Origin of the sequence: Gillisia xinjiangensis (assembly GCF_046298265.1) — a bacterium.
GTDB classification, from domain to species: domain Bacteria; phylum Bacteroidota; class Bacteroidia; order Flavobacteriales; family Flavobacteriaceae; genus Gillisia; species Gillisia xinjiangensis.
Genome location: NZ_JBKAHK010000004.1, coordinates 235,113 through 255,875, shown reverse-complemented (window position 1 = coordinate 255,875; position 20,763 = coordinate 235,113). Strand labels below are relative to the sequence as shown.

The 20,763-nt window shown below is 38.7% G+C and carries 19 protein-coding genes; 10 read left to right on the top strand and 9 right to left on the bottom strand.

Annotation, left to right across the window (positions count from 1 at the left end):
• Positions 1–27: 27 nt before the first annotated feature.
• Positions 28–774 carry a LytR/AlgR family response regulator transcription factor gene (locus ACKGJN_RS08630; RefSeq protein WP_409539082.1) on the bottom strand — a complete coding sequence of 249 codons (747 nt, stop codon included), beginning with the start codon at positions 772–774 and terminating at the stop codon, positions 28–30.
• 401 nt (positions 775–1,175) lie between these two features.
• Here ACKGJN_RS08630 and ACKGJN_RS08625 point away from each other — a divergent pair, with 401 nt between their 5' ends.
• The 4 genes from ACKGJN_RS08625 to ACKGJN_RS08610 all read left to right on the top strand — a co-directional run bounded on the left by ACKGJN_RS08625 (position 1,176) and on the right by ACKGJN_RS08610 (position 5,037).
• Positions 1,176–1,595: a PaaI family thioesterase gene (locus ACKGJN_RS08625; protein ID WP_409539081.1), complete on the top strand. Its 420-nt coding sequence runs from the start codon at positions 1,176–1,178 to the stop codon at positions 1,593–1,595.
• Positions 1,596–2,732 carry a chorismate-binding protein gene (locus tag ACKGJN_RS08620; protein WP_409539080.1) on the top strand — a complete coding sequence of 379 codons (1,137 nt, stop codon included), beginning with the start codon at positions 1,596–1,598 and terminating at the stop codon, positions 2,730–2,732.
• A gap of 160 nt (positions 2,733–2,892) precedes the next feature.
• The gene (gene menD, locus ACKGJN_RS08615; RefSeq protein ID WP_409539079.1) at positions 2,893–4,626 is read left to right on the top strand and encodes a 2-succinyl-5-enolpyruvyl-6-hydroxy-3-cyclohexene-1-carboxylic-acid synthase; all 1,734 of its coding nucleotides are present in this window, start codon (positions 2,893–2,895) and stop codon (positions 4,624–4,626) included.
• 66 nt (positions 4,627–4,692) lie between these two features.
• On the top strand, positions 4,693–5,037 hold the full coding sequence (locus ACKGJN_RS08610) for a DUF2853 family protein (RefSeq protein ID WP_409539078.1): 345 nt from the start codon (positions 4,693–4,695) through the stop codon (positions 5,035–5,037).
• 497 nt (positions 5,038–5,534) lie between these two features.
• Here ACKGJN_RS08610 and ACKGJN_RS08605 read toward each other — a convergent pair whose 3' ends face one another.
• Positions 5,535–5,684, bottom strand: a complete 150-nt coding sequence (locus tag ACKGJN_RS08605; RefSeq protein WP_409539077.1) for a hypothetical protein — start codon at positions 5,682–5,684, stop codon at positions 5,535–5,537.
• Between the two features lie 73 nt (positions 5,685–5,757).
• Positions 5,758–7,020, bottom strand: coding sequence for a sensor histidine kinase (locus ACKGJN_RS08600; protein ID WP_409539076.1), 1,263 nt, complete (start codon positions 7,018–7,020; stop codon positions 5,758–5,760).
• A 477-nt stretch (positions 7,021–7,497) separates the two neighbouring features.
• On the opposite strand from ACKGJN_RS08600, the gene ACKGJN_RS08595 reads away from it, so the two are divergent.
• Together ACKGJN_RS08595 and ACKGJN_RS08590 are read left to right on the top strand one after the other, a co-directional pair.
• Positions 7,498–8,100 (top strand): YceI family protein, encoded by a 603-nt coding sequence (locus tag ACKGJN_RS08595; RefSeq protein ID WP_409539075.1) that lies wholly within the window; start codon positions 7,498–7,500, stop codon positions 8,098–8,100.
• Between the two features lie 162 nt (positions 8,101–8,262).
• Positions 8,263–9,747: an aminopeptidase P N-terminal domain-containing protein gene (locus tag ACKGJN_RS08590; RefSeq protein ID WP_409539074.1), complete on the top strand. Its 1,485-nt coding sequence runs from the start codon at positions 8,263–8,265 to the stop codon at positions 9,745–9,747.
• A 37-nt stretch (positions 9,748–9,784) separates the two neighbouring features.
• On the opposite strand, the gene ACKGJN_RS08585 is transcribed toward ACKGJN_RS08590, so the two are convergent.
• The 3 genes from ACKGJN_RS08585 to ACKGJN_RS08575 form a co-directional block, all read right to left on the bottom strand.
• Positions 9,785–10,207, bottom strand: coding sequence for a hypothetical protein (locus ACKGJN_RS08585; protein ID WP_409539073.1), 423 nt, complete (start codon positions 10,205–10,207; stop codon positions 9,785–9,787).
• Between the two features lie 97 nt (positions 10,208–10,304).
• Complete coding sequence (locus tag ACKGJN_RS08580; protein WP_409539072.1) at positions 10,305–11,537, bottom strand: MFS transporter; 1,233 nt, start codon at positions 11,535–11,537, stop codon at positions 10,305–10,307.
• 143 nt (positions 11,538–11,680) lie between these two features.
• Complete coding sequence (locus ACKGJN_RS08575) at positions 11,681–11,830, bottom strand: hypothetical protein (RefSeq protein WP_409539071.1); 150 nt, start codon at positions 11,828–11,830, stop codon at positions 11,681–11,683.
• A gap of 532 nt (positions 11,831–12,362) precedes the next feature.
• On the opposite strand from ACKGJN_RS08575, the gene ACKGJN_RS08570 reads away from it, so the two are divergent.
• From ACKGJN_RS08570 to ACKGJN_RS08560, 3 genes are all read left to right on the top strand, one after another.
• Positions 12,363–13,016: a PIG-L deacetylase family protein gene (locus tag ACKGJN_RS08570; protein WP_409539070.1), complete on the top strand. Its 654-nt coding sequence runs from the start codon at positions 12,363–12,365 to the stop codon at positions 13,014–13,016.
• 144 nt (positions 13,017–13,160) lie between these two features.
• Positions 13,161–14,303, top strand: coding sequence for a glycosyltransferase family 4 protein (locus ACKGJN_RS08565; RefSeq protein ID WP_409539069.1), 1,143 nt, complete (start codon positions 13,161–13,163; stop codon positions 14,301–14,303).
• A 10-nt stretch (positions 14,304–14,313) separates the two neighbouring features.
• Complete coding sequence (locus ACKGJN_RS08560; protein ID WP_409539068.1) at positions 14,314–15,492, top strand: glycoside hydrolase 100 family protein; 1,179 nt, start codon at positions 14,314–14,316, stop codon at positions 15,490–15,492.
• 174 nt (positions 15,493–15,666) lie between these two features.
• On the opposite strand, the gene ACKGJN_RS08555 is transcribed toward ACKGJN_RS08560, so the two are convergent.
• Positions 15,667–17,139 (bottom strand): glycoside hydrolase family 130 protein, encoded by a 1,473-nt coding sequence (locus tag ACKGJN_RS08555; protein ID WP_409539067.1) that lies wholly within the window; start codon positions 17,137–17,139, stop codon positions 15,667–15,669.
• A 266-nt stretch (positions 17,140–17,405) separates the two neighbouring features.
• Between ACKGJN_RS08555 and glk the strand changes: the two genes are divergently transcribed.
• The gene (gene glk, locus ACKGJN_RS08550; RefSeq protein ID WP_409539066.1) at positions 17,406–18,476 is read left to right on the top strand and encodes a glucokinase; all 1,071 of its coding nucleotides are present in this window, start codon (positions 17,406–17,408) and stop codon (positions 18,474–18,476) included.
• Positions 18,477–18,491: 15 nt separating this feature from the next.
• Here glk and ACKGJN_RS08545 read toward each other — a convergent pair whose 3' ends face one another.
• Together ACKGJN_RS08545 and ACKGJN_RS08540 are read right to left on the bottom strand one after the other, a co-directional pair.
• Positions 18,492–19,280: a PhzF family phenazine biosynthesis protein gene (locus ACKGJN_RS08545; protein WP_409539065.1), complete on the bottom strand. Its 789-nt coding sequence runs from the start codon at positions 19,278–19,280 to the stop codon at positions 18,492–18,494.
• A 373-nt stretch (positions 19,281–19,653) separates the two neighbouring features.
• Positions 19,654–20,739 carry a Gfo/Idh/MocA family protein gene (locus ACKGJN_RS08540; protein ID WP_409539064.1) on the bottom strand — a complete coding sequence of 362 codons (1,086 nt, stop codon included), beginning with the start codon at positions 20,737–20,739 and terminating at the stop codon, positions 19,654–19,656.
• Between the last annotated feature and the right edge of the window lie 24 nt (positions 20,740–20,763).

The following is a 20,763-nucleotide window of genomic DNA, read 5'->3' as shown; positions in this document are numbered from 1 at the left end:
CAAATCGACCATATCTTTACCAAAGGTTTAAATGGTTTGCAATCTTTTTAAGAGCTCGGTGCGCATTCCTTTGGACATAGGGATTGTTTTTCGTGAAATAACTACATGCGAGCCGCCTATTTCGTCTATTCGGGAGAAATTGATAATGTAAGATCTATGAATTCTTAAAAAATGTTCTTGAGGTAGCTTTTTGTCTATATCTTTAAGCGTAGTCACTATTAAATATTCCTTTTCCATTGAAAATATCCTGCAATAATTACGCTCAGCTTCAATGTACCGAATATCCTTAATAGCTACTTTCACCATCGTTTCACGATTTCTAACAAAAAGGCAATCTTTTAAAACAACCGTGGAAGACCCGTTTTTAGATTCATTGGATGTGCTATTGATATTACATTTTAACTGATGGATTGTAAGCTCAATACTGCGCTGTAAATCTAATTTTTTAAAAGGTTTGGAGATAAATGCATACGGGTGGGTTATTTTAGCCCTGTTAAAATTTGCTTCATCGGCATTGGCAGTAAGGTATATTATCGCAATATCCTTATTGAGTTCATGCATCTTTTGCGCGGTTTCTATTCCATCCAGTTCACCTTTAAGCTGAATGTCTATCAACACGATATCCGGGAGGTTGTTTATAATATGACTTAAGGCGTCTTCACCCCTGGGAATAATTCCTGAAACTTCATACCCCATTTCTGTAAGCTGCATAGAAATATTGGCAGCGATGATCATTTCATCTTCAACGACTAATATTTGAATAGGTTGAATCATCGAATAGCGGTATTAAATCACACAAGCTGGCTTTTGTTTAAAACCGGAATTGATCTCAAATTATGACTGAAGCTCTTTTTCTTGAAAAAAACTTCCGAAACAAAACTCAAGAAAAAAGAGTTAGTAGAAAAGCTGCGCTTGTAATTATATTTTTAAATTGAATGAACATCAAAGGACAAGTAGGGTTTCTGTGAGAGGGAGGGCATTTCTTCCTTGCATCAGGAAGCGCATAAAATGCGTTCTTTCGCAGCTAATTTAATAAATATTTAGATATAATTAATAATTATTTTTCTGAATCTTCCGATCCGGCTATTCTTTTAACAGAAGAAGTGGGATTCTTCTATAAAGTTTATTTTTCAGGCCGCGTTTCGTATTTTTACCAGGAAAATAATTTAATTGGAATGGAGAAACAAGAAATTCTGGCAAAGTGTAATGAAATGTCTAAAAACACTTTGATGGAAACCCTCAATATAGAATTTATAGATATAGGCGACGATTTTGTTATGGCCAAAATGCCGGTTACTTCAAAGGTTCACCAACCGGATGGTGTCCTGCACGGTGGTGCAAGTGTTGCACTGGCCGAAAGCGTTGGCAGCGTGGCCTCTCATATTTTTATGGATGCCGAAGATTTTTACATCCGCGGCATTGAAATTTCTGCCAATCACATCAAAAGTATTTCTAAAGGAGATGTCTATGCAAAAGCAACCTTTATTCACAAGGGAAGAACCACTCAGTTATGGAATATAAGAATAACAGATGTTGAAGATAACCTGATCTCCCTTGTGAAATTGACTACCATCGCCTTGCCTAAAAAGAAATAAATGATTACTTCTGAAGAATTTTTTGATAAACTTCGGTTGCAGCTGGAGAAGAAATTGCCTTTTGTAGCGTATAGAAAACCATCGACGGGACCCGGGAGAGTAAAAGCCTTTCTGCAATCAAATCCTGAAATTTATAAAACCCAGGATTTTTCTGAAAGCGGTTTTGTTTTCGCCCCTTTTGATGCCGGCAAACCTAATTTTCATATTCCTGCTGCCCATTCAGAATTTCTGGAAAGCATCCTTGATCTTTCAGAAATCGATAAGAATTTCAGTAAGTCATCCATCGGTAAGACTGAATCTAAAACTGCCCGGAAGCAGCATATAGCTTTAGTAGAAAAGGGGATAGAGCAAATAAAAAAAGGAACATTCAAAAAAGTGGTGCTTTCAAGGAGAGAATCGGTGAAACTGCAAGGTCAGGATCCTGTAAAAATAGTTCAGGAATTATTCCAGATGTATCCAACAGCACTGGTGTATATCTGGTTTCATCCCGAAACCGGATTATGGCTTGGCGCTACTCCGGAAACCCTGCTTAAAATTGAGCGCAACCGGTTTAAAACGATGGCTCTTGCAGGAACTCAGAAATATGATGAAGAAATGGAGTTTGTTTGGGGAGAAAAGGAACAGCAGGAACAGCAGTTTGTTACAGATTCTATTATGGAGAATTTGAAACCATTTGTTGAGAAGATTGAAAAATCGGATCCTTTTACAGCTAAAGCGGGGAATTTACTTCATTTAAAAACCGATATCTCCGGATCTTTAAATCCGGAATCCCAGGATTTGGGAACCTTGATTTCTGTAATACATCCAACTCCTGCCATTTGCGGACTTCCGAAGGAACCCGCCAAAAAATTCATCCTGGAATATGAAAACTACGACAGGGAATATTACTCCGGCTTTTTAGGGGAATTGAATTTGAAGACGGAAATTAAAAGAAGCGGTAACCAAAGAAATCAGGAAAATCAGGCATACGCGACTATTATTACCACTTCGAATTTATTTGTGAACTTACGATGTATGAAGTTTGAAGAGAAGCAGGCCGTTTTGTTTGTTGGCGGCGGAATTACAAAAGACAGCGATCCGGAGGCGGAGTGGGTGGAAACCCAAAATAAAGCTGAAACGATGAAGGCGGTGCTTTAATCCAAGCCTTTCAGGATTTCATACCCTGACTGTCACTAGGTGCTGGTACATGTGCTTTCAAAATCGTAATTTTACCTTTCATTCAAAACTCATTATAAACCTCACAGGTTTTGAAAACCTGTGAGGTTTATAATGCGAGGTTTTGGTTAAATAAAGTTTAGTGAAATACTCCAAAATTCCCGTTGCCCAATCCATAGTCGCTTTATGCGTCGCAAAAAATATAAACCATGTGGTGATTTCTCCGGGTTCACGAAATGCACCATTAACCATTGGCTTTACCCATCATCCCGAAATTAAGGCTTACAGCATTGTAGATGAGCGTTGCGCAGCATTTTTCGCATTGGGAATGGCACAGCAACTTCAACAGCCGGTCGCCCTGGTGTGTACTTCCGGATCGGCATTATTGAATTATTATCCCGCGGTGGCAGAAGCTTTTTACAGCGATATTCCGTTGGTGGTGATCTCTGCCGACAGGCCAATTGAACGCATTGATATTGGGGATGGACAAACCATTCGGCAAAAAAATGTATTCGAGAATCATATCCTGTATTCTGCCAATCTCTATTCTGAAATCGTACTGGAGAACACTTCTGCAGATAAAAAATTACAACAGAAACAATTTGAATCTCAAAAGCACAATCAAAGGGAGATCAATCTTGCACTGAATAAAGCTTTGGAAGGAAAAGGTCCGGTTCATATCAACGTGCCTTTTTATGAGCCCTTGTATGAAATAGTAGAAAAAGCCTCGGTAAATCCTTTACAGATTCTTCCGGAAATCCGGGAACGAATTTATTCTGAAAAGGAATTGGAACCCTATGCCGAAATCTGGAACAAAGCCAAACGAAAAATAGTGATCGTGGGAGTTGCCCAGCCAAATGCGCTGGAGCAGAAATTTCTGGATTTCCTCGCTCAGGATGAATCGGTGTTGGTGTTGAGCGAAACCACGTCAAATTTAAATCATCCGGAAATTTTTACACGTATAGATACCCTGATAGGTCCTATTGAAAGAAGCGAAGATGCAGCAGAACAATTTGAGGCTTTAAGGCCAGATATATTGTTAAGCTTCGGAGGGATGATCGTTTCAAAGAAGATCAAGTCTTTTCTACGCAATTTTCAGCCGGAACATCACTGGCACGTAGATCCTAAAAAGGCGTACAATACCTTCTTCTGTTTAAATAAGCATTTTGAGACTTCCATCAATTCCTTCTTCGGAAAGTTTCATCCCTTGCTGGAAAATGGGAAAAGCGATTATGCCCTGCATTGGAAAAATATCAGGAAAAAAAGACAGGCCCGGCATGATCTATATGTTCAGGAAATCCCATATTCCGACTTTAAAGCCATGCAGCAAATTGTGCCAAGTGTGCCGGAAAAATATAATGTACAATTGGGAAATAGCGCCACCGTTCGATATGCACAACTTTTTAACTGGGACTCAACCCTGAAGTTGTTTTGCAATCGCGGCACGAGTGGGATAGATGGAAGCGTTTCTACCGCGGCAGGAGCTGCGCTCAACAATGAAGACCCTACTTTACTGATATGTGGTGATTTAAGCTTTTTCTATGATAGCAACGGGCTGTGGAACAATTACATTCCAAAAAACTTCAGAGTAATTATCCTGAACAATGAAGGAGGCGGGATTTTTAGAATTCTTCCGGGAAATAAGAATACTGAAAATTTTGATACGTATTTTGAAACCGTTCACAATATGAATGCGAAGCCTTTATGTGAATTGTATGACTTTGAATATTTTTCGGCTAAAAATTCAGAAGAGATAAGTGAATCTTTAAATGGATTTTATGACACTTCAGAAAAGCCAAAATTACTGGAGATCTTTACGCCGCGCCAAATCAATGATGAGGTTTTATTGGAGTACTTTGGTTTTATGAAATCTTAACTTTTATCTTTTTTTTTTCTAATATTTTGTTAAATTAGCAATTACTAATAATTAAAAATTTAAATTATGGGAACCAAAACCGATGAAAAAGTTGGAAAGTACATTCAGGATTATAAAGATAAAATAAATGATGATCTGGATGTAGGCTTGTTGCGCAAGGTAACAGAAGGATGTGGTCCAAGTATTTTTAACAGCGATGCCGAGACCGTTTCCGGATCTTCAAAATCTGAGCTTGCTACCGTAAGGAAAAATTTCCTCATCAATAAACTCGGTCTAAAAGATGATGAAAAACTGGATGCCGGAATTAATTCCGTGATGGAAAAATATGGCAAATCCAATAGAAACAAATACAGGGCAGTGGTATATTATATGCTTACCAAACATTTTAAAAAAGAAAGTGTCTATAACTAATAAATTCTTTTTTATGTCGAAAGATCCGTTTTTCAAAATTTGAAAAACGGATCTTTCAGTTTTCCCTCACTGAGGGTTTAATATCCTGGAGCTTTTTAATTTTTTAAAATTTAAGTTTGTGTAAGAAAAAACAAGGGCTCCTTCCTCCCGAAGCGTCGGGATAAAGGGAATCCCGCCCGGTACGGGCAGGGTGGATTAATTGGTACCGGAATATTTTTCTTATTGACCAGAATCCTTCTTCCGATTAAGACGGAAGGGTATAGGATTTAAATTAAAACCGGAACCACCCCGGCCTTTGGCCACCCTCCCGATTTTATCGGGATTGGGAAGTAAATGTTTTTCCAATCTTAGTAAGCTTGCTACGAGGTTTGTGATTTTATTTAGTATCCATCACATTTAGGACAAACCCCCGTTTATGTAAATTCTCGATTTTTACCGAAGGATCCCGGCTTAAGTATTTCCGGAGATGAGATATAAATATATTAAGGCTTTTTCGGTTAAAATAATCGAATTTCCGGTATTTCGGGTTTCATGATTCGGGCTAATAACACATTGATACGCGCTACAAGTTCTTCTTCATCAATAGGTTTTTTTGCCTCCATGGCTTCCTTGCTGTTCTTTGCCCCGGTAAACCCAAAATTCTTCATCCCAGATATTCGGATAGTAAATATCCAAGGGAAGCATCGACCTCTACAAGTAAAATTTTATAACTGCTTTTTTTTATTTGAGTAATGGTATATGGACAGAAACAATAGTTCCCTTGTTTTGTTCGCTTTCAATGGTGATTGTTCCGCGATGTTTTTTAACGATCTCTTTCACATAACTTAAACCGAGTCCGTAGCCTTTTACTTTATGCAAATTCCCGTTGGGAATCCGGTAGAATTTCTTGAAGATTCGCTCTTTTTCTTTCGCAGATATGCCAATCCCGTTATCCTCAATGCTGATTACCAATTTTTTATTCTGAAGTGATGCTTTCAGATTAATTTCAGGTTGATCGGAATATTTTTTTGCATTATCCAACAGGTTGTTGATCGCGTTTTCCAAATGGGAAACTTCAGCTTTAACTGGGTATTTTCCCTCCTGCAGTTCGCAGGAAAATTTTATTTCTTCCATTTGAGCCAGCAAACTGAAATCTGCACACAGCTGAAGCAGTACCGGGCGGAGATCTGTTTCTTTAAAATCGAATATTTTTTTCCCAGATTCCAGACTTGCAAGATCCAGAACCTGATCGATATGTCTTTTTAAGCGCTCTACCTGCTTTCGAATTAGATGAACTATAGGTTTTTGGCGTTCATCCAGATCATCCTCCAGTATTTTTGAGGCGAGTCCAATTGAAAATACCGGGGTTTTAAGCTCGTGCGTGAGGTTGTTTATAAACTCATTTGTGGTGGTAATTACATTGCTTTGCCAATAAAAAGATCTTAGGATCCAGATCACAACAAAGATAATAGCAATAATAAATATCAATGCCGGAATGGTAAGCCCATTAAGCTGGGAAAGGAAATACTTGTTGAGGTCCTGGAATTGTAATTCCAGGATAAGTGATTTTTCAATGGACTGAGGTAAATACCCCTTTAGTTCGATTGGATAGTTTATAAGGGATTCGTCCTTTTTAAAAACAGTAGGGGATTTTAAATAATCGGTGCTGTCCCGGGTGTAAAGCCGATAGGAAAAATCGGTATCTATTCCATTTGATACCAGGCGTTGCTCGAGAAAATCATTCAGAAAAAAGCGGGATGCATCTTCAACGCTGTCAAGGCTTAATTTAAAATAATCTTCTCCCGTGATAGCTTTGGCAACTAAAAAGGTAAGTTGGTTTTCAGAATTAAGATCATCCTGAATATCCTTTCCAGCCGTGGCCATTTTCCTGTCAAACTGAACCTTCGCCAGATTCAGGCCAACCCTCAGGAATTGGTACTGTACAACGAACAGGCCGAGCACGGAAACTATAAAAATACCTATATATAATTTTCTTCTTCTCACAATTGCAGGCCCTATATTACAGAAAAATCTCCTTAAAAACCCATAAATAGCCTTTATTAATTCATTTGATCCTTCTTTTATCTTTTTTGTTTTTCATCTACTGTTTATGCAGTATTATTTATAAACAGGCATCTTTAACCCAGTTTATAAGTTTCTTTTCAGGATGCGGGAGGATTTTATCCATAATATGGTTGTTGGTTCTCTTGCCTTATCTGGCAAATTCGATCGTATAATATTGATATTCAGTTGTGTAGATTAAAAAAATCTTAAATTAATAAAGTAAGATGTAGGTGTATTATTCAAAAATAGACGATATTTAAATAAAAAACACTTCAGAGTTGTATTTAACTGCTGAGTATTTTTCTCTCTCCCCCTTGAATTTATTTAAAAAATTAAGAATATCTGTTTCAAAATATTTTAGAGAGGCTATAAAGGCTGGACTGAAAAATAGAATTACTAAAATTTAAAAAGTATATCATGGAGAACAAGATCAAAAGATTTGGATTTTTAGTATTATTTATTCTGGCAACTTTTATAACCAGCAATGCGCAGGAGGTGAAACAGTGGAGCCTGGATAAAAATCATACTTCTGTTTCATTCGGAATTAAACATTTCTTTAACACTGTAAACGGAACTTTTAATGATTACCAGGGGGAATTTTGGTTTGACGCAAATAATTTGAAAGACAGTAAGTTCACTTTTACAATTCCAGCTTCAAGTATAGATACCAATAATAAAAAGCGGGATACACACCTTAGATCTGAGGATTTTTTTTATGTTGAAAAACATCCAAACATCACATTTAAATCTAAAGGTTTTGAGAAAAAATCTGGAGCAAATTATGTAGTTCATGGCGATTTAACGATTAGGGGAATAACCCGGAAGGTTACGGTACCTTTCGAAATTACCGGGGAAATGGATCACCCAATGAAGGAAGGGACAAAACTTATGGGCCTTTCCTTTAACACCAACCTGGATCGCACAGATTATAAGGTGGGAGTGGGAGATTGGGCTTCCACGCTGGTGGTTGGCGATAATGTTAATGTGTCCATCAATATGGAACTCAACAGCAAAAAATAAAGCAAACGCAAGATTATAGTTTTGAAAAGTCCACTTTGTTTAAAATGTGGACTTTTTTGATCCCTCATTGTGGGGTTAATTCCCCGATGCTTGCCCCAAAGTTTTTGATTTTTAGTACCGGTAATTTATTCTTATTTTTCAGCATCCAAAAATCCATAATTTATGAAATCAGTTCTCAGCTTTATGTTCACTATCTTTTTTATCTCCTTCAGCAATGCGCAGAATGGTACCCCCACCGATTATTTATCGGCAGAATTCCACAAAGAAAGACGTGAGGCACTTCGCGCAAAAATGCCTGAGAATAGTGTAGCGGTATTTTTCGCAAATGCTGTTCGTAACCGTGCCAACGATGTTGATTATATTTATCACCAGGATCCCGATTTTCATTATTTGACAGGTTACAAGGAGCCGCATTCTGTTTTGGTTATTTTTTCTGAAGACCAGGTCAATGCTGAAGGAAACTCTTTTAATGAGCTTTTATACGTTCAGGAAAAAAATCAGAGGGCAGAGCAATGGACAGGTTACAGATTGGGTGTTGAAGGCGCCAAATCGAAACTTGGATTTGAAATTGCCCAAAACGGAAAGGAATTTTTAAACTCCGGAATAGATTATACCGGATTTGATAAGGTGTTTTTCAAGGATTTTGAGGATGATTACCGGGATAATAAAAGAGATTCCGCAGATCTTTACAGTTTAGTTGAAACATTTAAGGTTCAGGTTGGATACTATCTGGAGGAGGAAGGACAGGGAAATGACCCTTTAAACAATGAACTCAACGTAAAAAACACCCTTACTTCCCCAAAAGCCAAAACCGATACCAGAACACTCAGGACTTTTATGGCAGGTCTACGCCAGATAAAAACTGAAGAGGAAATGGCTTTGCTTACCAAGGCTGTTCGTATTTCGGCAATGGGACAACGAGAGATCATGAAAGCCATGCACCCCGGAATGTCGGAAGCCGAAATACAGGGAATTCACGAATATATTTATAAAAAATATGGCAGCGAGTATGAAGGCTATCCATCAATAGTTGGAGCGGGTAACAATGGTTGTGTTTTACATTATATTGAAAACAATAAAATGAAGGTGGAAAATGACCTTGTCTTGATGGATCTTGGTGCCGAATACCACGGTTACACTGCAGATGTTACCCGTACCATCCCTGCAAACGGAAAATTCACGCCAGAGCAGAAGGCTATTTATGACCTGGTTTATAAGGCTCAGGAAGCCGGTATTGCAGCTTCGGTTGTGGGAAATGAGTTTGGTTCACCCGATGCCGCCGCACGAAAGGTTATTAACGAAGGCCTTGTTAAATTGGGAATTGTTGAAACAGAGGAGGAAGCACGCCAATATTTTCCTCACGGAACTTCTCATCATATAGGTTTAGACGTTCACGATCCCGGATTGGGAGGGCCTTTTGAAGCCAATATGGTAATTACCGTGGAACCCGGAATTTATATTCCGGAAGGCAGCAATTGCGATCCAAAATGGCATGGAATTGCAGTAAGGATTGAAGATGATATTCTCATCACCAAAAACGGTCCGGTAAACTTATCGGGAGAAGCGCCTCGAAAATCGGAAGAGATCGAAGAACTGATGAAAGAAAAAAGTGTTTTGGGTGATTTTGAACTACCTAAACTGGATTGAGTATGCACGATTAAAAATCCATATAAATATGCCAATTTCAGAGTTCGATTTGTAATTCCAGTTCTCCAGAGATGTAATATACATGGCAACAATCTGCACCTACCTCGTAATTTGAACTTACAACTTCTACTTCATCTATAAACCCTTTAAAATTTATAGTTATTTCCCGCTGCCTGAATTCTCCGGAAAACAAATCGCTAAAGATTGGATAGGTACCATTTTCTCTGAGATATTGAAATTCTGATTCATTTATTCTCAGGTTAAGCTCATTGCCATTTGCTGTATTGATAACCCTGAAAGAATCCAAAGCAACTGGATTGCCTTCCGAATCTATTATTTCTATTGTAATAGTCCTGAATTCTTCCGTGCAAATTCCGGAACACTCATTAACTTCATCTCCTTTCATGCAGGATTGAAAAAGAAGGGTCACAAAAATAATGGTCAGGCTGAGGTTTTTCATAGAAATTCTGTATTTGGTAAAATTATAATGAAAGTTAGGAATGTAGTGGTTTGTTGATCTAAATATTTCCTTAAAATAAAGAAATGTTTTAAAGGATTCATTTTTTCTGAAATATTTCAGGTTTTTCACTTTCATCCTTGATTTTGGAACCTGGAACAAAATACAAACTGTACAATCCTAAAGCAGGGCCAATGGCAAGGACGGTGAGGACAAAAAATGGATTAAACAGGGTTATTAAAAATGTAACCAATTGTATGCTGAGGATCGTGATTGCAAAACCTATGGAGTTTACAATTGTTAGTGCAGTACCTCTGGATTCTGCGAAAGCATTTTCAGATACCAGGGTAGAAAACAGGGGAGAATCTGCCACCACCATAAGTCCCCAAAAGATCAGGAAGCAAAGGAGGAAAATTTCAGAATCCTGTAAAAAAACGAGGGGAGAAATAACACAACAGCAGCCCGAAAGGAACAGGGATGCAGTAGCGAGCTTTTTCGCACCCCACTTTAGTGATAGATATCCTCCTGCTGCACAGGCAAATCCGCCAAGTCCAATAATAAGAAAAGAATTCAGGGGAACATTAAGATCGGTTCCCGGGTGAAGCAGATTATAACTGCTTAAAACAACCGGAACAAAAGCCCAGAATGCATACAACTCCCACATATGTCCAAAATATCCAAAAGCTGCCGCACGAAACTCCCTGTTTTTAAAGACTTTTATAAATCTGAAAAAATCTTTTCCGGTTTGGGGTTTTCTAAAGGGACCTTCGGGAACTGCCAGCAGGATTAAAAAGCCTCCTAAAGTCGCCATTAATGAAGTGATTATAATCACCATTTTCCAGGGAAGATTTTCGGCTCCGGTAAAATTTTTAAGCAAATGCGGAAAGGCAGTTCCCAAAACAAGGGCTCCCACAAGGAATCCAAGAGATCTCCCAAGATCCTTTTGATAATAATCGGCGGCAATTTTCATTCCTACCGGGTAAATACCAGCCAGGGAAAATCCAGTTAGAAACCGCCACAAAAGCAAACTACTCAGGTTATTGTTATCCAGGATCACTCCAAGGTTAAAAACCGCCCCAAAAAGTGCGCAAATAAAAAACACTTTGGAAGGAGGAAATCTGTCTGCCAGACTAAGAAATGCAAATAGAAGAGTGCCTGCTATAAAACCTATTTGTACCGCTGAAGTTAAGTGACCCAGTGCTAAAAGGCTCAGTCCATAGGTTTGCAGAAGATTACTCATAACGCCATTCCCGGCAAACCATAAGGAGGTACAACAGAACTGTGCGAATACAATGGTGGGAAGTATGAATTTCATTTCGTTATCAAACCTCATTGCCATTTTTTCGGATTGTTGTCCTTGTTTTATTGGTGCAATATAAAGTTTCTCATTTGAACTTCTTTCGTCAAGATTTTAATATCGTAAATATTCTGAATTGTGGAGAGCGATGATAAGGCCTAAAATTGAAGATTTCTAGGTCAAGAGATGCTGGAATTTTTTTCCTTAATCATTTTTATATCTTCCAGTTGCTTTTTGATAAACTTCTTTTGTTTCCTGTTGTTTCTAAGAAGTATCAACAGGAAAAAAGCGAACAGGATAATCAGGATTCCATATATTAAATTTATCATTAGAAAAATTTGGATTTGTAAACATAAACTAATCCCGAAGATTTGCTTTACGGAAAACCACAAACCGAGGGTTTATTTGATTCTTTTTTAAGTAGGCCTCATAGGTCTTCGAGACCTGTGAGGCCTAAACTATTATCCTCATTTAATATTTCATACCGTTTTACCTTACAGAATTTTTAGTACTTCTTATTAAAACTTAACAAGGGAACTTTCAGGCAGACTTGCATTCGTTTAACCAGATCCCGGTGTAATATTTTTGTCAATTCGGTTTTTTTTCCGCGCTCCAGCATCGCAACGATGTCTATACCGGCCTCCTCGACATAGGTTTTTAAGGATTCAACGATTTCATCAGAATAAACTATTCGGACAGTGGAATTGCTGAATTCTAAACAATTTTAACTGGTTTGGATTTAAGAAACAATTTAGGATTGATATTTATCATTGTTAATCAAAGGTTTAGATAGTAAATTCAATACATAATACTAAAAATTTTAAGCTTATTGATATTGGATGATTAAGAAAACACAAAAAAATGGCTAAAAAAGTAGCGGTTATAGTTGCACATCCCGATGACGAAACCTTATGGAGTGGTGGAACTATTTTGATGCATCCTTCCTATAACTGGTTAATTATTTCTCTTTCCAGAAAAAAAGACCAGGACAGAGCTCCTAAATTTTATAAGGCTGTTGAACTTTTCCAAGCAAAAGGGATTATGGGGACCATGGATGATGGTCCGGAACAATTTCCTCTGGAGGAAGCAACTATTGAAAAAATGATATTGGAGCTTTTACCAAAGGATTATTTCGATGTGTTAATAACTCATGATCCACAGGGAGAATATACCCGGCACAGACGGCATGAGGAAGTAAGCCGGGCGGTGATAAAATTATGGTATTATGGAAAGATTCATGCAGGTGAACTCTGGACCTTTGCTTATGAGGACGGAAATAAAAGATATTTTCCAAAGCCCGTGGAGGATTCATCTATTCTAAACAGACTTCATCATAATATCTGGAAGCAGAAATATGATATAATTACAAAAGTTTATGGTTTTCCTCCTGGAGGTTTTGAGGCTGAAACTACCCCGAAATCCGAAGCATTCAGGAAATTCCGGAATCCTGTAGAGGCATATCGCTGGCTTATTAAAAAGGGAAATCTGGGATTGACAAAGCAGTATATAAATTAATGTTTTTGAGAAACACGTGTCTAAAAAAACTATGAAATGAACACAACGGAAACACGAGACATACACCGATGAAGATATACGAATTACACATGACCAATAAAAAACGCTTGTATTGAGCGAAGTCGAAATAATAAATATCTACCTATGAAAGTATTGGTGCTTTATGATTATCCACCTTCTCCAGGCGGTTTAGCTACCCAGGGAGATCTGTTATATAGAGGTTTACGGGAATTGGGAATAGATGCCCATGCGGCTCATTTTGAATCTTCACAGGAAAAGGAATGGTATTATCGTTGGTTTAAGCCGGACGTAGTAGTGGGAGTTGGATATTGGGGTCACACCCCGGATCTCATTCTTCATCCTCAGAGCTTTGGAATACAACCTGTGCCCTGGTTAGTGGCAGATGGATATATAGCCAATTATCAGAAAGTTTTAAATGAACTTCCACTTATTTTGGTGACTTCCAATTGGGTTAAGGAAATGTATGTTCGTGACGGTATTAAGGAAGACAATATTGTGGTATTGCCCGTTGGTTGCGATACAGCGTCTTTTCGTCCATTTGAAAAAACACATCCCAAAATTATGGCGGTCCGTGAAGCATTGGGAATCACTCCCGAACAGATCATGCTCCTTACCGTGGGTGGTGATGCGGCATCTAAAGGAGCTCAGGAGGTCATGCAGGCACTTGCAATTATTGATGCAAAAGCACCCAACTGGAAATATATTTGTAAAGTTTGGCCCCAACGCCGCACAATATTGCAAAACAGCAAAGACCTTGAGTTGGCAAGGCAATTGGGTATAAAAGAGAAAATATTTTATGCCACTAATACCGTATCCCGCAATTTTATGCCATATCTCATTGGGGCCTGTGATATCTATGCAGGTCCATCCAGGCTGGAGGGTTTTGGAATGCCCCAGGTGGAGGCAGGGGCCTGCGGAAAGCCTGTTATCGGGATCAATGCCATGGGAATGAAAGACACACTTATCCATGACAAAACCGCATTGCTTGCCGGAATAGCAAAGAAAATTGATGTAGACCACGTAATTCTTGGAAAAGAATCCGGCTATGAGAAAAATCACCAAATTACATTTGACATTCCAAGAACTGTAGATTACCGGGCGAATGTTCAGGATATTGCCCAAAATCTTCAACGGCTTATGCAGGATGCAGATTTAAGGGAAAAAATGGGGAAAGAAGCGCGTCAACATATTGAAAGAAAATTCAATTACAAAATTGTAGCAAAGCGGTTTTTAGATACTATACAGGATAAACTAGGAATTAAATAAAGCCTCATCGATGAACTCAGAAAATCTCCTTTTGATAGAATCTGCGAAAAAAGCAGCCCTGGAAGTACTTCTTAATAATTCTGAAGGAGCGTATCATGGACTTCCCAGAACTGCCGCCTGGGGATATCCTGAACCCTATACCCGGGATTTAATGTTTTCCATACTTGGAATAGCAGTAACAAATAATCCTGTTCTTATAAGCAGTATCCGAAAAGTTCTTGAAAAGCTTGCTGAAACACAATCTGAAAAAGGACATATTACCTCATTGGTTCACGATAAGGAAGATAGGGGAGCAAGTGATACCACTCCCTTGTTTTTGGTTGGAGTAGGTATTTTCCGGAAACTAATTGATGAACCTGAATTTTTAACAACCGCTGTAAACAAAGCGCTTTTGTGGATGGAATACCAAAGCCCAACAAACCAGTATTTGGTTGCGCAACAACCTACCAGTGATTGGAGGGATGAACAATGGGTCCTGGGTTATGGCTTGTTTGTGAATAGCCTTGTATATACGTATTTAAGAATGTTGGGTCAAAACAAAAGAGCAGAAAATGTCCGTGTAGAGATGGATCGATTTGCCATAACCGAGAAAAAAATGCATAGGCATGTGCACGAAGGATTGGTATTAAAGAATAAACCTTATTACGCGTTGTGGTCTTATAAAATATTATGTAGTGAACGTTTTGATCTTTTGGGCAATAGTTTGGCTATTCTCTCTGGGATTTCTTCCCGGGAACGTTCAGAGGAAATAATTGACTGGATAGAAAAAGAGTGTCTGGCGATGAAGGAAAAAAATGAATTAAATGTAGATCTTCCCCCGAACTTCTTTCCTTTTGTAAAAGCTGAAGATTCCGACTGGAATGAACGTTATGCACTTTATAATAAACCCGGGGAATACCATAATGGCGGAATCTGGCCTTTTGTATGTGGTATTTATGTAGCTGCATTGGTTGCTTCGAAAAACTACAGTCTTGCAGAAGAAAAACTTGTAGCGCTCACTAAACTTGTAAAACTTTCCAATAAGGAAAATCTTGAATTCGGATTCAATGAGTGGCATAGACCGGAGAATGGAGAACCTGCAGGGCAGGATTGGCAAACCTGGAGTGCTGCCCTCTACCTGTATGCTGCCAAGTGTGTAGAAGAAAAAAGTACTCCCTATTTTGAAGACATGAGGAAATATTCCCTTTAATCCCTCATTGAGGGTTTAATTCCCCGAGGCCTGCCGGGATTTTTTAGCCGAGCCTGCCTTGAATTTTTAAAAGTTTTTTCCTCCAGATAATATCGGGACATACCTTGTGGGTTTTTCCCGAGATTTCGATTTGGGATCAGTTTCTGGTAAAACTCTGTCGTTCCAGACCAATGTTTAGGCCTTTTTCGATCTTTTTAAAACAGCCAGTAATTCAGTCATATCCACAACACCATAAGTCGAAGAATAATCGGATACGGCATAGGGAAGAATAAGATTGTTGTTATGAATAAGCGATCCACAGGAATAAACCACATTGGGGACATAGCCTTCCCTTTCATGTTCCATTGGAGTGAGGAGTGGTTCCTTCAGGCGCCCTATTTCTTTTGAAGGATCATCCAGATCAAACAATGAAGCACCGATGCAATAACGGCGCATGGTTCCAACTCCGTGAGTGATGATTAACCAACCTTCTTCGGTCCATATTGGGGATCCGCAATTCCCCAACTGGGTAAACTCCCAGGGGTATTTTGGTTGTTGGAGGATTTCAGGGTTGTTCCAAAGGGTTGCTCTATCCGAATACATAATATAATTATTTACACCATCCACCCTTGCAAGCATCGCATATTTGCCTTTGATCTTTCTTGGAAACAAGGCCAAATTCTTATCTCTGGCACCATTTCCGTGCATCGGCATTACCCTGAACGTATAAAAATCTTCTGTAGATATCAGCTTAGGAAGGATAGTTTTACCATCATAAGCTGTATAAGTCGCAAAAATTTTAACGCTATTGTCATCATCAGTAAAATGCACAAACCGTGCATCTTCTATCCCGCTCTTTTCAGCACTTGAGATAGGAAAAATCACCCGTTCAGAAAGATCGGAATCTTTATGGAATTTAATATCGTAGTACGAATCTACAAGCCAGGTCATCTCTTCAAGGGCAATTTTTTTATCGGTGGATAAGGTGCTGTTTTGCAAAACTTTTTCTACTTCATTCTTCAATGAATAATGTTCAAATTTATCCGGAAGACCATTCATGATACTTTGCGAATATTTTTCAGGAATATTCATTTCCTTCATCTTATTAGAAAATCGTTTCTTATCGTATAATTTTTTAAAAGAGATTACCGGCACATCGATGTTATCACCAACCCGGCTAATTATTAAGTCATTATTACTGTTCAGGACAGCTCTTCTAAATACCAATGAGGAAATATGGCCTTCTCCGGTAGCACGAAAGGAAATAATCACTCTCTTCTCCCCTGGTTTCAAATAGGTTTGATCAAAATCCTCTACTATGGAAGGATTGAAAATAGCGGCAGATTCTATGGCATATTCACTTGTACAGTATGCCCCTAATAATAATTTACGTTCTAAGGATAACTCTTTAAAATCAATTTCCATTTCCTCTATGATGTCCTGTATTTCAATTACATGATTCATGAAAACTTTGGAGATATTCCGGTGCCTGTTTGCAAATTCCCTTAAGGTTTGTTCCAGGGCCATATTGACTTTTTTATCCGGCAGGTTGAGGACTCTCATGATGAGCTGCTGGGTTCTTAATTCCCCACTCATAAAAAACCTGGCAATGATCCGACTGGAATCTGGAAGAAATTTGATGTTTTTTCGTGTTACAGAAACTCGCATATAATTAATTTTAAAGCACTATAAACCTCTTAAAGATACTAAAACATCCTTAGTATTTAATCTTCTAAATAGCTGATATTTATCATCATGTGCAATTGTGATTTCAATTTTTTTCTGGTTTTTCCGAAGCGTATTTGCAATTCTATTATTGTTTTTTGCGATTTATCCCGAAGTTAGCCTATGCCAACTATCCGTGGTGGTTTTCACTGTTACGCTGAATTTATTGTATATTTAAAAGCTATTCTCTGAAATTTTAGTCAGTATTTATGGAACGAATTATAGGTTTAAAATATAACCATCAAGGCAACTACAAGTTTCCGCTTGCTTTTCCCAGGCAGAAAGATCTCAAAGAATTATCAGGCCATGTGCTGGCAGCTGATGTCGGAGGTACAAAGACTAATTTATCGCTTTATCAAATAGATGATGGCGCGCTCCAACCCATAAAACAAAAATCCTATAGCACTAAAGAGCATTCCTCTTTTCAGGAAATTGTCAAGAAATTTAAAAATGAAGACCTCCCGGAAATAGATAGCCTTTGTCTTGGGGTTGCGGGGCCGGTTAATAAAGGTGTTGTAAAGGGAACGAATTTTCCCTGGATAATCGATGAAAAAGAGATCCGTAGGGAACTTGGTATCAGGAATGTTGAGATGATAAATGATATGGAAGCCAATGCCTTTGGATTGGGCGCGCTGGAAGATTCCGATTTCGAGGAAATTAGAAAAGGAGCGGAAGTAGCCGGGAATGCCGTCATTATTTCACCGGGTACAGGACTTGGCGAAGCAGGTTTATTTTGGAATGGAAAGGCTTATCATCCATTTGCAACCGAAGGTGGACACTCTGAATTTAGCCCCCGGAATCAATTCGATGCTGATTTATGGCACTTCTTGCATAAAAAATACGGTTTGGTAAGCTGGGAAAGGATCATCTCCGGTTCTGGAATTTATGATATCTACCAATACCTGATTCATAGCAAGGGAATAAAGGAACCAACCTGGTTTAAAGAGCGAATTTTACATGAAGATCCGGCAGCCGTTATAAGTGCTGCTGCTATGGAGGGAAATTACCCTGTTTGTAAAGAAACCATAGATCTTTTTGTGAGATATCTGGCCACTGAAGCCAATCAATTTGCATTAAAAACAAAAGCTACCGGTGGAATATTTATAGGTGGCGGAATTGTTCCAAAAATTATTAAAACTATTGATAAGGAAATTTTTAACCAAAATTTTATTAAATCGGACAGGATGGAGCACCTCCTGGAGCTTATGCCGGTTAAAGCGATACTAAATGAAAAAACGGCTACCTATGGGGCCGCACTTTACGGCGCGATGCTATTATAAGAATTGAAAACAATCCTAATCAGTCCAAAGGAATCCTTTTGAATAGGTTCTTGCTTTTCCGCTGATAAGAACACGATCCCCTTTATTTTCACAAATAAGACTTCCTCCCCTTTCAGAAATTTGTTTTGCTTTCATCACGGATTTATTCAGTTTTTCACTCCAGTAAGGAATGAGCGAACAATGTGCCGATCCGGTTACCGGATCTTCAAAAACCGAAGCACCCGGGGTGAAAAATCTGGATACAAAATCACAGTCGGTTCCTCTGGCCGTAAAGATCACTCCTCCGGTTCCAAGATCCAGTTGATCAAAATACAACCTGTTGATCTCTATATTCTGAATATCTTCTTCCTTTGGGTAAACCAAAACAAAATCGCGTGCCTTAAGCACATACGTAGGTTTTATACTTATTGCTTTTTCCATAAGTTCCGGCAAGGGAGTTGGGATTGGTTTCCTGGAAGGGAAATCCAGGGTATATGTATCATTTTCTATGAAGACCTTCAAATCGCCACTTTTGGTGGTGAAAACTAAATTTCTCTTAGGATAGTCGTGAATGGAATGAAGCGCATGTGCTGCAGCAAGTGTTGCGTGCCCGCAAAGATCCATTTCGATTTCAGGCGTGAACCATCTCAAATGAATTTTACTGCCTGACACGACAAAAAAAGCGGTTTCAGCCACCGCATTTTCCCTGGCTATTTTCAGCAGTAATTCATCCGGGATCCATTCCTGAAGAGGAACAACACAAGCGGGATTCCCGGAAAACAATTCATCTGTAAAAGCATCAATTTGATAAAGCGGTAATTTCATAAGCCTGATTTATCGCTAAATTACTTAAAGAAAGCAAAACTGACAATTATTATAAAAACAGTCAGTAATGGCCGGAAAAGAATCAAGTTCGTTCCGCCTTTGGCCTAACTGAAAGAATCAAGACTTGATTTTTAATTAGCTGATAAACATTTAGTTATAATTTCAAATTTTGCAAAACACTTTAATTTTTAGTATAATTTAAAAATATTAAAAAGGCAAGTTCTGTTTTTGAAAAATCTCATAGGAATGCCCAATGGAGGTATAATTTCAGCTTTAAAAAAAATGTTTGTCGGACACCAATAAAAAAAGTGATAAAATAGTTCAAAAACCATTCTTCAGAAGACATAAACCAGTCTTCAATAATGCCAAATTCTTAGATCAGGGAAATTCGTTTTCCCCCATTTGCTGCAGATTCGTATATTTTTTCCAAAATCACAATGTCCTTCAATCCATCGGTTCCGGGGACAAAAACCGGAGTGTCATTAAGAATAGCCAGCGCATCATCATCCATCTGGACTGCCTGCTGATTCTTACCAAAAGGCTCCAAAACAGTTCCGTCGCTGGCTTTGCCCTTAACTCCGGAGTAGGACTGAAACGGGCGTAAATAATACCATCCATTTCTGCAATTTATCTCAAGGTTATTGAGGTTTTCTCCAAAACTTGTTTTGCAGTTGGCAACAATCCCTTCAGGAAATTCGAGTTCGAAGATGGTGGTTTCGTCAACTTCAGTAAATACTTCCGGCCTGTTGGTAGTATGGGTAGCACTTACAGCTATTGGCTCCAGCCCGGTGGAATAGCGTGCAGCATTCAGGGGATATACACCCATATCATACATAGCACCGCCTCCCATTTCCTTTTTCAATTTCCATGGATTCATCGGGTTGCCATAATACCCGGCTTCGGCTTTCAGGTATTTTATGTTTCCAAAAGGTTTGGTTTTTGCCCATTTCATAATGGTTTGGGTGTTATCCTCATGCTGCATCCGGTATCCGATGGAAAGTTTCACCTTATTCTGCTCGCAAGCCTGAATGATTTGCCGGCATTCTTCGGCAGTTCTGGCCATTGGTTTCTCACACCAAACATGTTTTCCTGTATTGGCAGCTTTAATGGCATATTGCGCGTGTAAACCTGTGGGCACAACGATGTAAATCACATCGATCTCCGGATTGTTGGCTATGGAATCCATATTTTCATAGTTGTAAATATTGGAGTCTTTAATCCCATACTTTTTTTGCCAGACAGGTATTTTTCCGGGACTTCCCGTAACGATTCCCCGAAGTTCACAATGTTTGGTTTTCAAAAGGGCCGGAGCAAGCTGAGTACTGCTGTAATTTCCCAAACCAACCAGGGCAACACCTAATTTTCTGTTTCCATTAGGAAAAAGAAAACCATAGGATGGAAGAGCAGCTGCAGCCATAAATAAGCCCGATTTTTTGATAAAAGTTCGTCTGTTACTCATAATTTCTGAAATTAAGCAACTTAA

Coding starts and splice junctions, on each gene's coding strand:
- ACKGJN_RS08610 (WP_409539078.1), top strand. CDS start 4,693: ATGGGAACCAAAACCGATGAAAAAGTTGGAAAGTACATTCAGGATTAT.
- glk (WP_409539066.1), top strand. CDS start 17,406: ATGGAACGAATTATAGGTTTAAAATATAACCATCAAGGCAACTACAAG.
- ACKGJN_RS08565 (WP_409539069.1), top strand. CDS start 13,161: ATGAAAGTATTGGTGCTTTATGATTATCCACCTTCTCCAGGCGGTTTA.
- ACKGJN_RS08585 (WP_409539073.1), bottom strand. CDS start 10,207: ATGAAAAACCTCAGCCTGACCATTATTTTTGTGACCCTTCTTTTTCAA.
- ACKGJN_RS08605 (WP_409539077.1), bottom strand. CDS start 5,684: ATGAAGAATTTTGGGTTTACCGGGGCAAAGAACAGCAAGGAAGCCATG.
- ACKGJN_RS08555 (WP_409539067.1), bottom strand. CDS start 17,139: ATGCGAGTTTCTGTAACACGAAAAAACATCAAATTTCTTCCAGATTCC.
- ACKGJN_RS08620 (WP_409539080.1), top strand. CDS start 1,596: ATGATTACTTCTGAAGAATTTTTTGATAAACTTCGGTTGCAGCTGGAG.
- ACKGJN_RS08540 (WP_409539064.1), bottom strand. CDS start 20,739: ATGAGTAACAGACGAACTTTTATCAAAAAATCGGGCTTATTTATGGCT.
- ACKGJN_RS08630 (WP_409539082.1), bottom strand. CDS start 774: ATGATTCAACCTATTCAAATATTAGTCGTTGAAGATGAAATGATCATC.
- ACKGJN_RS08545 (WP_409539065.1), bottom strand. CDS start 19,280: ATGAAATTACCGCTTTATCAAATTGATGCTTTTACAGATGAATTGTTT.
- ACKGJN_RS08560 (WP_409539068.1), top strand. CDS start 14,314: ATGAACTCAGAAAATCTCCTTTTGATAGAATCTGCGAAAAAAGCAGCC.
- ACKGJN_RS08580 (WP_409539072.1), bottom strand. CDS start 11,537: ATGAGGTTTGATAACGAAATGAAATTCATACTTCCCACCATTGTATTC.
- ACKGJN_RS08570 (WP_409539070.1), top strand. CDS start 12,363: ATGGCTAAAAAAGTAGCGGTTATAGTTGCACATCCCGATGACGAAACC.
- ACKGJN_RS08625 (WP_409539081.1), top strand. CDS start 1,176: ATGGAGAAACAAGAAATTCTGGCAAAGTGTAATGAAATGTCTAAAAAC.
- ACKGJN_RS08590 (WP_409539074.1), top strand. CDS start 8,263: ATGAAATCAGTTCTCAGCTTTATGTTCACTATCTTTTTTATCTCCTTC.
- ACKGJN_RS08575 (WP_409539071.1), bottom strand. CDS start 11,830: ATGATAAATTTAATATATGGAATCCTGATTATCCTGTTCGCTTTTTTC.
- ACKGJN_RS08595 (WP_409539075.1), top strand. CDS start 7,498: ATGGAGAACAAGATCAAAAGATTTGGATTTTTAGTATTATTTATTCTG.